Here is a 10,256-nt window from a genome sequence, read left to right as displayed (position 1 = left end):
TCTGAAAAACAACAAATGATGTCAAGATCGCTGTTTTCAAGATGAATATTTATAGGTATAGTTCCGACAAGAATGGGATTAAATTTTATGAGTTTTGATAAAATTTTATTATTCATCAATGCCGCATATGCCTGCTGTTGTCTGGTATTTCCGAATTGTAAATATTTTATATCGTCAAATTTCATTCTTTAGTGTTGTATTGAATAATATTATTGATCATCGTTTTTAAATTTTTGAGCAAGTTTAGAATACTCATTACTCATTGGGTTTAATTAAATAATTTGTTTTTAGATATTATTTAGGGGTCTATCAAATATAAATTTGTTTATATATTGAATAAATTTTAATATACTTATTTCTGCCAAAATTATCGTTTTAAAGCCTTCGAAAGACTTTGCAAAAGTGTTTCGAATTAAAAACGAATCACATAGTTGAGAAACTAAACCACTATTCACCAAAAGTCTATAGGTTTTTAAATCCGACTAAAGTAAGCAGCTCGCATTGTTACTCAAGTATGAAGTAATCACTATCTCCTCCCTTTTAATTTTTTTACCAAAGTAATAATATCTTGAGCGAATCGGCAATAATTTTTAAAATTTCTAAAAGCGAACAAGGTTCTTCAACTTTTTTTAATATTTTTTTACTCATAATCAACTGATATTCAACAAAGCTTTACGTACAATTTCTGGTGACCAAAACATAAGTGATTATCATTTTTTTAATCTAGGCGTATAAACTGAAATGATCAGTTTGTGTGCCTTGAATTTAAAGCAAACTATCTAGCTGAAATTAGTTATTTTGATACTAACACATTTCATAAAAATTGTAATTTTATCTGATTAATTCCCGGTCTTCCGATTTAAAATGCCCCTTATCATAAATCTTCCAAAAGAAACAGATCTTATCGAAAATATAGCCATAATAAGGGATATCAGCATTTATCGGTAGTCTTTTTGTTTTTTTTGAACTTAGAAAAATTTCGGAACTACTTTTTCTCCAATTTCTTCTATCATTTCTTCAGCAGATCTAGTACCATACTTTAAATTCAGCATGACATGGTTCACACCATAAGACTCTAATAGTTTTAAATGGGAGTTTAGATATTCAGCTCCCGTTTTTAATCCTAAATGAATTGGTGTAGGTTTCGCATACGAATCCTTTGTTATGTCGACGTAAATTGATTGCATAAAAGGTTTCCAATCTTCTTCATTTTTAGATAAAGCCTCTCTCCATTGTTGCATTACCAATTGCAAAGTTTTGAAATCTGTCGGATAATACAACCATCCATCTGAATGTTCCGCTATCCAGTTTAATGATTGTCCAGAATGACCAGTTACAAGCATCGGTGTCTTTTTATAATATTTTGGAAGCAAATCTATTCCTCCATTTGTATTACCATAAAACTTTGAGGTATAGTGTGGAAAATTTCCTTGCAGTGCTTTGATATAATGAAAGCTATCTCTAAATAATTCTGATTTATTTTCTAAAAGCTGATTAAATGCAGGATATTCTACTGGTCTATCTCCAGATGCAACGCCTAGAACTAATCTTTCGTTTGAAAGAATTTGGAGACTATTAATTGATTTTACAGTATGTACAGGATGACGCAATGGAAGTATGATACTTCCTGTAGCTAAAGCAATTTCCTTGGTATGATTCATTATATGGGTCATATAAATCCAAGGGTCATAAAGTTGTCCTGCATCGCCAAAATTTGGGTCATTAAAAGGGATATCTCTAAACCAAAGTGCTTTAAAACCAAGTTCTTCTGCGCGTTTAGCAAGTTGTTCTTGATTTTCCATTTTTGCAATAGAACCCGTGTATGCTTCTATTGGAAATACCAAACCTAGTGTTAACTTTCCTTTGGTAGCTATTTTAGAAAATGTAGTCATTTTTTTAGTTTTTTAATTTTAGAAATCATTTAATTAATTTTTCCTGATTACAGGCATCAACTTACCCTTACTCATCGATTGTTTAATCTATCCAAATAGGCTTAATATTTACAAATTCCCGAATACCGTAACCTGAAAGTTCTCTTCCATACCCGCTATTCTTAATGCCTCCAAATGGGAATCTAGGATCCGAAGTCACCAATTTATTCACAAAACTACTCCCGGCCTCAAGTTGCAATGCCACTTTTTCTCCACGTGCCTTATCTGATGTAATGACTCCCGAACCCAAAACAAATTGGGAATTATTAGCCAGAGCAATGGCTTCATTTAGATTAGCTCCTGCTATAGTTGCCACTGACCTTCCCGCAGAGTCACTTCCTGTAAGGGCTATTGCTGTAATATTCTTATTTTCAATAACATCTTTGACCTAGTCTGCACTCATATTCAGATTGGTAAATACTCCTTTTGAAAATCCCGCTTTGACAAAAGCATCCTCCAATGCATATGCACTGCCCTGTACATTGGATGCGTGTTTCAGCACGCCAGTATTTCCGGCCATTATTGCAGGGGCCGCAAAACGAATTACTTGATAGAATGGAAAATTCCAAGGCATTACAGCCAAAATAACTCCCATCGGTTGGAAAGTGACATAACTTTTAACCTCCTCAGTTTCTACTATCTCCTTTGCCAAAAGTCTTTCCGTATTATCCCCATAAAAGCGACATATCCAGGCACATTTTTCTATTTCCTTGCTCGCTTGTATAATGGTTTTTCCCACTTCCAATGTGGCTAGTTGTGCATATTCTTCTTTTCTCTCAAGGAAAAGTTTAGCAAGTGCATGCATTAGTTGTGAGCGTTCCGTAAAGGTTGTCTGCTTCCAGGAAGTGTAGACTTCACTTGCAAAAGCAATCTTTTCTTTGGCTTTAAAAATATCTATCCTTTCGTATTCGTTTACAGTCTCCCCATTTGCAGGATCAATCGTTATTGCTTTACTCATTATCTCATTTTTTAAGTTCACTGGAATATTTTTTCAATAATAAGTTTAAAATTTCATGGTTCAGGGAATAATCAATGGCTAAATCAATTAGATGAACTCCTTTTAAATTCAATACTTTTTTAAAAGTTTGTTGAAATTCCTCTACCGAATCTGGTTTATATCCATCGGCACCGAAACTTTCGGCATATTTAACAAAGTCAGGGTTTCCGTAATCCAATCCATAATTCTTAAACCCTAAATCCTCGTGTTTCGATTGAATCATGCCATACGCATTGTCGTTCAAACCAATGATTAAATTCTTGTATACAAAAAGCTTTATCATTTTCTGTCTTGATTTCTAAGAGCATTAAAACAATACTTCTTAATTCTTGTCCAGCAATATGTTTTGGATATCTGGTCAGCCAAATCAGGCGCATTCTGTGAATATGAACCAAACAACGTTGTACTTTTGCATCAGGAATAGCTTTTTTTATTGCTTTCAAAATACTTTTATGACCGTCTGTTGTAACACTTTCTATTTGAATACCTAACTTAATAAAATTCTCCAAATCTTCTTTCATTTCAAAATAATATTCTTTATCTGTAAAGCGTATAAGTTGAGTGTAACCATCAAAATCATCTTGGTAGCATACCAAACAAAATTTCTGAAAATAGGTCGCATCCATTCTTAGATTAACATTGTTTCTTTGAATGATTTTTATCTTTGGAGCTTGTTCTAAAATAGCATAGAAAGTCCTTTGAAGTGTGTCTTTTGAATAACCACTATCGCGAACAAGAGTTTTATATGTTAGGCGTTCAATAACCCATTTTTTGAACCAAAATAAACGATTTTTTAAACATTGTTCAGGTTTTTTATCTGTAAATAATAATCCACAGTTTTTACATTTAAATCGTTGTTTGTCTTTTTGTTTACCCCAAAGAATAACATTAAGACTTTTACAGCCCCAACATCGCTTTTTTTGATGATTTATCCATATGAAAAAAGTTTGATGAAACTAATTTCATCAAACTTTCTTTAACGCCAATCATATCAATGCTTAATAAACTATTCACCAACTATTTTTCAGTATTATGCCGGTTTTCGGCATTATGAGTTCCTTCTTAGGATGGTTTGACGCTAGGGCTTAGGGGAGGCGAGGACGACGTTGCGCCCCCGCCTTGATAGAACTTCGGCTAGGCGCGTGCGGCGCGCTGCTTCACGAACGAGCGCCAAGTCATGGCCCGGGTAGACGGATCGTCGATCACGCCAAGCTTCAGACGGTGCACCGGTTGGTTATGGGGCGAAGTCTTGACGAGCTCCGGATTAGAATAGGCTTCGTCGGAGATGCGACTGATCACGGCGATCCATTTGTCGAGCGCCTCCTTGCCGTACATCTCGCCAGCTTCCGGCGTGAAGGGTTCGGGCACGAGCCAGGGTTCGTGGCTTGTCCAAAACGGGTCGATCCCGAAGTCCGACATCCGGTTCTGGACGTCGTGGGTGCCGACCCCCGTCTCCTCTTTCATCTTCTGCAACGAGTAACGCGTCATCTCCATCCTTGGCGTGGTGGCCTCAGGATTGGAACGGGTCACGCCCCGAATGGCGAGTAGGCCCTTCTCCATGTAGTTGTTGGACAGGACCGAAATGTCGGACGCTTGCGAAATGCCTTCGGCACCCATCGAGCGGGTCCACGCGTAAGCCTTCAGGACCACCTGGACATTGCCCAAGAACTCCCGGATCTTGCCGACGCTTTGCGGCCGGTCTGCATCGAGACGATAGCGGTCGCCATCACGCACCACCAGAGGCGACGGCAGGAAGGGCGCCAGTTCGGCCGAGCAACCATAGGCGCCGGTCGCCGGTCCGCCGACGCCGGTCTTTGGCGTGCCGAAGGTTTTGTGGAGCATGAACATGCAAGCGTCAAAGCCAAGCTCGCGAGCGCGGAGTTTCGACATGGTGGCGTTGAAGTTGGCGGCGTCGTAGAAGGCTAGTCCGCCCGCTTCGTGGACGATGCGGACCCACTCTTTGATCTCCGGATTATAGACGCCCATGTCGTCGGGGTTGTTGACCATGATGGCGGCGGTGCGATTGGAGACTGCCGCCTTGAGCGCGTCGAGTGACGGGTAGCCGTTTTCGTCGAGCATAAGGGTGATAACCTTGAACCCAGCCGCAGCTGCGGTCGCGGGATCGCAGGGGTGTGTCGCGATCGTGACGATGATTTCGTCGCGCTGTTCCAGCTCGCCTTTCGAGGCGTGATAGGCGCGTGTCACGGCACAGTTCAGGTAGGCTGCCTCGGAGCCACCGCCGGCCTGGAATACGAATTGGTCCATCCCTGACATCTCACGCAGGATCAGGTCCATGTTGTGCACAATCTCGAGCGCGCCTTGCATGGTGTCTTCATGCTGCAGCGGGTGGAGTTCCGTGATTTCGGGACGCCACGCCATCTGCTCGTTGATCTGAGGGTTGTACTTCATGGTACATGTGCCGAACAAGCTTATTCCCATCATGCCAAGTGTCTGTTGGGAGAGGCGAAGATAATGATATAGAACTTCCGGTTCCGACATCTCCGGCAAGGCCGGTGCGTCTTTCCGGCGCATGGCGGACGGGATCAACGCCGACACGTCGCCGACCTGCCGCCGGACCTCGGGTTCTGCGGGCGCAAAGAGCACGCCGCGACGACCTGGGTATCCCATTTCCATAATGATGGGCTCGTTCCAAACGGGCCCCTGATATTGTTTAAGTTCGTTGCTCATAGGATATTGTTTAAGTTCGTTGCTCATAGGATAATCATTTTTTGAAGGGCGCCAACCAGGCGCTCGATATCGGATTGGGTATGAATCTCGGTAACGCAGTAGAGTGCGCTCTGGCCGAGTTCGGGGAAGTCGGAGGAAAGGTCGTGGCCGCCGAAGATTCCTTCGGCGCGCAGGGCGTCGTTGATCTCGGCGACACTCTTTCCGGTGTCGTCGAAGTTGACGACAAACTCCTTGAAGAAGCCCGAGGGGAACGTGATCCGGACGCCCTCGAGCTCGCCAAGGCGGTGCGCGGCGTGGTGGGCGCGCTGCAGAATGATTTCACCGATCTCGGCGAAGCCCTGTGGCCCCATCATCGCCATGTACGCGGTCGCGGCGATCGACCACAGGTAGACGGAGTGACCGATCCAGTCCTTGCCTTTGTCGCGCAGGTCGTAGGATGACTGCTGGAGCAGGGCGCGCCCGAACCCGTACTCGCCTGGCTTGATGGTTTCGGCGATGCTGATGAACAGCGTCGGGTACTCCCCGGCGTAGCGAGGTTCGTCGCGAGTTGCAATGAAACCGCCGACCCCGCCGCCTGCATGGAGGTGGACGCCCAAGGGCTGAATGGTGCCGACGACTATGTCGGCGCCGTAGTCGGACGGCGCGGAAAGCACGCCCAGAGAGATCGGGTCGACTCCCACTATGGTTTCGGCGCCGGCCGCGCGGGCGATCGCGGCGATTTCGGCGGCCTGATGGTCGATCAGACCGAGGTAGGACGGCACTTCAAAATAGACAGCGGCGGTCTGCCCGCTGACCGTGGCCCGCAGATGTTCGAGATCGATCAGCCCGGTTGCGGGATTGTAGTTTATGAGACGGACGGTAATGTGGTCCGCCATCTGCGGCGGTTCGCAGTAGTTGCGGATGATCGAAAGGCGCTCCGGATCGATCGCGCTCACGACGACGACTTCAGTACGACCAGTCAGCCGGGCCGCCATCCGCAGAGCATGTCCGGCGGCGGTGCCCCAGCTACGCACGGGCATGCCGACCAGGTCGAAGTTCAGTAGTTCGCCAAGCTGGCTGCAGAACTCGAACCAGGTCTGGTAGAGGCCATGGTCGGAACTGGGCTCTCCGTAGACAGACGTCAGCCATTCGTTGCGGCGGACGATCTCGTCCACAGCTGCCGGAACGTGATGTTGCCAGATGCCGGCGCCGAGGAAACTCAGATTGTCCTCCGTGGTGCTGTTCTTCGACAGGGTCTCGACGAGGTGGCGTCGCAGCTCCCGCTCGCTCAAGGCGGGAGGAAGGTCGAGCGGGCGGGTTAGGCGGTGGTCCTTAGGAATCTGGACGAACAGTTCATCGATCGTCTTGACGCCGATTGAGTCGAGCATCTCCTGCTGAATAGCAGGGACAGAGTTGGCCATGTAAGGGTGGGCGATAGCGGGTTTCATAGGCGGTTTTTGTTTATGTTAAGGGATTATTTAAATCTTAATTTCGATGCATTTAAATGGTATTCGAGCAAATGTGCACTTCTGTTTGAACTTGACCTCTGATATTTATCAAATTTTAATCAGGTACAACTTTTTTTGACATGATTCACGTACTTAGGACATAAAATTTGTGATGATTGGTTATAAAGCTTGCAGGCGATTATTAAAATAAGCCGTTTTCATCTTTAGACTCTTCAGATATTTTCCGTAAAACATCCCAGTGTTCCACAATTTTACCATTAGCATCAAAGCAAAAAATATCAATTCCAGCATAGTCTGAGTCTCCTGGCTACTGTTGAAGGCAATTCAGCACAACAAGGTCATTCTGGGAACTAGGTTGTGACTAGGAACGGCGTGCTGCGGCCTGGGCCAGTTTCCACCCGGATGTAGCCCGAAAGGAGCGCATTGATCTCCTCGTTGCCCGTGTCGACGTGGAGGGGGGCTCCGCCCAGTGCGATCAGCTTTTCGATGCTCGAGATGACGGTAATCCGGTCCCGACCGGTCCGGCGAATGACCTCAGCGCTTATTTGCTGGTTGCCGCGCCCGAACAAACTACCGTGGCCGCCCAGTACGCCGACGACGATGCGCGCCTCGTGCCCCTCCATCAGGCCGAGCAGCGCCCGTTCGTTGAGGTCGGCTCCGGCTAGCCGGCCGTCCAGCACAGCATCGACGCCGAGCAACGTGGCCGGCAAGCCAAGTGCGACCATGACGCGCCGCATGGTGGTGCCCGGTCCCACGATGTAGAGGCACCCCGGCCGCATGCCCGCGGCCACGCGTCGGCAGACCGCATCTAGCGCCGCATCTTCACCGAACCCGGAACCTGCCTTGGCGTTCTGCGCCAGAAACCTCTCGTAGGGACTGCGGGCATAGCCATAGAGGTGCGCCGACAACCGGTCTTCGCGCATGGCGGCCTCGTCTAGGTCCATCACCTCAGCCTCGCGGACCCGGGCGGCCGGACTGCCCTCGAGAAATAGGCTTACGAGGTTGCCAGCGTTTTCTGGGGTGGTGCCGAACACCGCCGAATACATCTTCACGCCCGCCGGGATTCCCAGCATGGGCACGCGGTCGTCAACCGCGTCCAGAATATCGCGCGCCGTGCCATCGCCGCCCGCAAATATGAGCAAATCAACCGGCCAAAGCGCCATCGCGGCGGCGGCAGCCCGTGTATCGGCGGGGCCGCTCGCGCCCAACGTCGAACGATGCACGACGATTGGCTCAAGTCCAGCAGCCCGCGCCGCATTCTCGCCCATATCGTCGGACCCGGTCAGGAGGCGAAACGATGTCGCCGACTTAGCAAAACGGGTGAGCGCACGGACGGCCCGCTCGCCCGAAAGCGGCTGCGCGCCGCGCCGCCGCGCCTCTTCCAGAATGTCGGAACCGTCAGTTCCCTTGAGACCGACTCCGCCGCCCATGCCCGCAAAGGGATTAACGACGAGGCCGAGCGTCTTGCCGGTCCAGGGCGCTCTGGTAGCGGTTAAAAGATTGGCGGTCGACATTATATTCCTTTGCTTTTTCTAGACTTTACATCGACTAGATTTATACTCATCGTTTTGACATGTATTAATACTTCTGCAGTATTTATTTTGGGAATTTCTAAATCGGTATAACTTAGTTTTTCAACTCCTCCAGGAGCATCTAATATAATTGCTTTCATATATTATTGTTTAATTTGATTGCTCTAAGTCCCATAATAGATAAAAATGGTTATACATAGTTTTCAACTAGATTGTAATGGGCTAATGTTTTGTATCAGTGTTCTTAAAACAAACAAAGCCGCTTCAATACGCAGGTTTGAATTAATAGTTTTCAACCAAGCTTACTCAAATAACAAACGAAGTCAATTGATGGATAAAGCCATCCTTAAAATTCCAAATGTCACAATACGAACTTTTTTTTGACTCTCCATATTTTTCAAAAACTATGGCTCCGAACTCAACAATGAAATCATTTTCTTTTATATAATTTTCAGTTGTAAATTCTAGTCCTCCATAAGCTGAACTTATATAATTATAAAGTTCGACCTTTCCTTCTAAAGTGCTTTTGCCCACGTTTTCCCATTTGATATGTGGGCTACAGTATGTGATGAACTCGTCATAGTTTCCATCCGCCAAAGCCTTGTTCGCACTTATAAAAATATCTTGATTATTCATATCTGATCTTTTATTATTAACTGTTTCAGTCGCCTATCTCTATTCCGACCTTTCCATAAAAGTCCTTATCACTTTCCTTGAATTCAAGGAGAGCGTGTGCCTTCCCTATTTCAGCCAGCTGGAATACCTTGTTCAGTACGGGTCTCAGCTTTCCGGACTCTGCTAGTTTTGTAACCTCGTCCAGTTTGTTCCTGTTCTGTCGCGTGAACACGAAATGATAGGTCGCATTTTTGCCCCAGGCGTGGATTAAGTTTTGAGGCTTCTCAATATCCACTAATGTAACTACCTGACCCATCTGGTTAAGGATTTTTGCGCTGTCAGAAAGTGTATTCCCCCCGAGGGTGTCAATGATAACGTCGACTCCTCTACCATTGGTAATATTCTCGATAACATCCAAATAGTTTTCATTTTCATAGTCTATCACGTGATCGGCCCCAATTTCAAGTAGGAATTTGTGATGGATCTTCTTTGCCGTTGTAAAAATGGTCGCTCCCATTGCTTTGGCAATCTGAATGGTTGGTATTCCTACGCCACCGGCGCCACCGTGTATCAAAATAGACTGGTTAATCTTTAACTGTGCCCTGGTAACCAGCATTTCCCAGGCTGTGCCCGCCGCCAGGGGAAGTGTTGCGGCTTGTAAGTGAGTGAGATTTTTTGGTTTCAGTGCGATGATGGACTCGTGCGCACAGTGGTATTCTGCATAACTCCCATAACCCTTGAAGATCTCCGGGGTATAGTAAACCTCATCACCTACCTTGAAGTTCTCAACTCCCTGACCTATCTCCACAATTTCGCCTGAGACGTCATGCCCGGTAATTACGGGTAATGAAAGTTCATTCTTGTAATCCCCACGGCGGACCTGGTAGTCCAAAGGGTTTACTGATGTTGCAAATACCCTGACTAAAACATCATTGAATCCTGGTTTAGGGGTTGGAACTTCTAAAATCTCAAATTTTTCTACAGAGCCGAACTCGTTTAATACTGCTGCTTTCATATTGTATTGATTTAGTTATTTAGGTAAATT

Annotated in this window: 12 protein-coding genes and 1 pseudogene; all 13 read right to left on the bottom strand. The window is 45.9% G+C overall.

Translation table 11 applies throughout. The annotated features are described in order from the left end of the window. A partial coding sequence (locus tag GJU39_RS22470; RefSeq protein ID WP_154283242.1) for a DUF4269 domain-containing protein occupies positions 1 to 185 on the bottom strand: 185 nt, incomplete at its 3' end. Positions 186 to 287: 102 nt separating this feature from the next. Next, a pseudogene (locus GJU39_RS24015) lies at positions 288 to 443 on the bottom strand (IS982 family transposase); the annotation flags it as partial. A 525-nt stretch (positions 444 to 968) separates the two neighbouring features. Next, a complete protein-coding gene (locus GJU39_RS22465) occupies positions 969 to 1,892 on the bottom strand; it encodes an LLM class oxidoreductase (protein ID WP_154283241.1) in 924 nt (307 codons plus the stop codon). An 82-nt stretch (positions 1,893 to 1,974) separates the two neighbouring features. Further along, positions 1,975 to 2,247: an aldehyde dehydrogenase family protein gene (locus tag GJU39_RS23685; RefSeq protein WP_209437716.1), complete on the bottom strand. Its 273-nt coding sequence runs from the start codon at positions 2,245 to 2,247 to the stop codon at positions 1,975 to 1,977. 72 nt (positions 2,248 to 2,319) lie between these two features. After that, positions 2,320 to 2,889, bottom strand: a complete 570-nt coding sequence (locus GJU39_RS23680) for an aldehyde dehydrogenase family protein (protein WP_209437715.1) — start codon at positions 2,887 to 2,889, stop codon at positions 2,320 to 2,322. Between the two features lie 4 nt (positions 2,890 to 2,893). Continuing rightward, on the bottom strand, positions 2,894 to 3,151 hold the full coding sequence (locus GJU39_RS22455) for a thiamine pyrophosphate-dependent enzyme (protein ID WP_209437714.1): 258 nt from the start codon (positions 3,149 to 3,151) through the stop codon (positions 2,894 to 2,896). Further along, positions 3,117 to 3,860, bottom strand: a complete 744-nt coding sequence (locus GJU39_RS24425) for a transposase (RefSeq protein WP_456238482.1) — start codon at positions 3,858 to 3,860, stop codon at positions 3,117 to 3,119. Before GJU39_RS24425 ends, GJU39_RS22455 begins: the two co-directional genes overlap by 35 nt. A 202-nt stretch (positions 3,861 to 4,062) precedes the next feature. Beyond that, on the bottom strand, positions 4,063 to 5,616 hold the full coding sequence (gene gcvPB / locus GJU39_RS22445; RefSeq protein WP_154283238.1) for an aminomethyl-transferring glycine dehydrogenase subunit GcvPB: 1,554 nt from the start codon (positions 5,614 to 5,616) through the stop codon (positions 4,063 to 4,065). Between the two features lie 23 nt (positions 5,617 to 5,639). After that, entirely contained in the window at positions 5,640 to 7,043 is a 1,404-nt protein-coding gene (gene gcvPA, locus GJU39_RS22440) for an aminomethyl-transferring glycine dehydrogenase subunit GcvPA (protein WP_154283237.1), read from the bottom strand. Between the two features lie 371 nt (positions 7,044 to 7,414). Continuing rightward, on the bottom strand, positions 7,415 to 8,578 hold the full coding sequence (locus GJU39_RS22435) for an ATP-NAD kinase family protein (RefSeq protein WP_154283236.1): 1,164 nt from the start codon (positions 8,576 to 8,578) through the stop codon (positions 7,415 to 7,417). Next, the gene (locus GJU39_RS22430; protein WP_154283235.1) at positions 8,578 to 8,736 is read right to left on the bottom strand and encodes a hypothetical protein; all 159 of its coding nucleotides are present in this window, start codon (positions 8,734 to 8,736) and stop codon (positions 8,578 to 8,580) included. The genes GJU39_RS22435 and GJU39_RS22430 overlap by 1 nt, the downstream gene beginning before the upstream one ends. Before the next feature lie 166 nt (positions 8,737 to 8,902). Continuing rightward, positions 8,903 to 9,232, bottom strand: a complete 330-nt coding sequence (locus tag GJU39_RS22425) for a nuclear transport factor 2 family protein (protein ID WP_154283234.1) — start codon at positions 9,230 to 9,232, stop codon at positions 8,903 to 8,905. Between the two features lie 25 nt (positions 9,233 to 9,257). Next, a complete protein-coding gene (locus GJU39_RS22420; protein ID WP_154283233.1) occupies positions 9,258 to 10,226 on the bottom strand; it encodes a zinc-dependent alcohol dehydrogenase family protein in 969 nt (322 codons plus the stop codon). Between the last annotated feature and the right edge of the window lie 30 nt (positions 10,227 to 10,256).

The sequence above is a fragment of the Pedobacter petrophilus genome (assembly GCF_009674725.1).
GTDB classification, from domain to species: Bacteria; Bacteroidota; Bacteroidia; order Sphingobacteriales; family Sphingobacteriaceae; genus Pedobacter; species Pedobacter petrophilus.
This window is presented reverse-complemented; position numbering and strand designations above follow the sequence as displayed.

What these genes read in the sequence shown, in the direction of transcription:
- GJU39_RS22465 (WP_154283241.1), bottom strand. Translation starts at nt 1,892, where the DNA reads ATGACTACATTTTCTAAAATAGCTACCAAAGGAAAGTTAACACTAGGT.
- GJU39_RS23680 (WP_209437715.1), bottom strand. Translation starts at nt 2,889, where the DNA reads ATGAGTAAAGCAATAACGATTGATCCTGCAAATGGGGAGACTGTAAAC.
- GJU39_RS22455 (WP_209437714.1), bottom strand. Translation starts at nt 3,151, where the DNA reads ATGATTCAATCGAAACACGAGGATTTAGGGTTTAAGAATTATGGATTG.
- gcvPB (WP_154283238.1), bottom strand. Translation starts at nt 5,616, where the DNA reads ATGAGCAACGAACTTAAACAATATCAGGGGCCCGTTTGGAACGAGCCC.
- gcvPA (WP_154283237.1), bottom strand. Translation starts at nt 7,043, where the DNA reads ATGAAACCCGCTATCGCCCACCCTTACATGGCCAACTCTGTCCCTGCT.
- GJU39_RS22435 (WP_154283236.1), bottom strand. Translation starts at nt 8,578, where the DNA reads ATGTCGACCGCCAATCTTTTAACCGCTACCAGAGCGCCCTGGACCGGC.
- GJU39_RS22430 (WP_154283235.1), bottom strand. Translation starts at nt 8,736, where the DNA reads ATGAAAGCAATTATATTAGATGCTCCTGGAGGAGTTGAAAAACTAAGT.
- GJU39_RS22425 (WP_154283234.1), bottom strand. Translation starts at nt 9,232, where the DNA reads ATGAATAATCAAGATATTTTTATAAGTGCGAACAAGGCTTTGGCGGAT.
- GJU39_RS22420 (WP_154283233.1), bottom strand. Translation starts at nt 10,226, where the DNA reads ATGAAAGCAGCAGTATTAAACGAGTTCGGCTCTGTAGAAAAATTTGAG.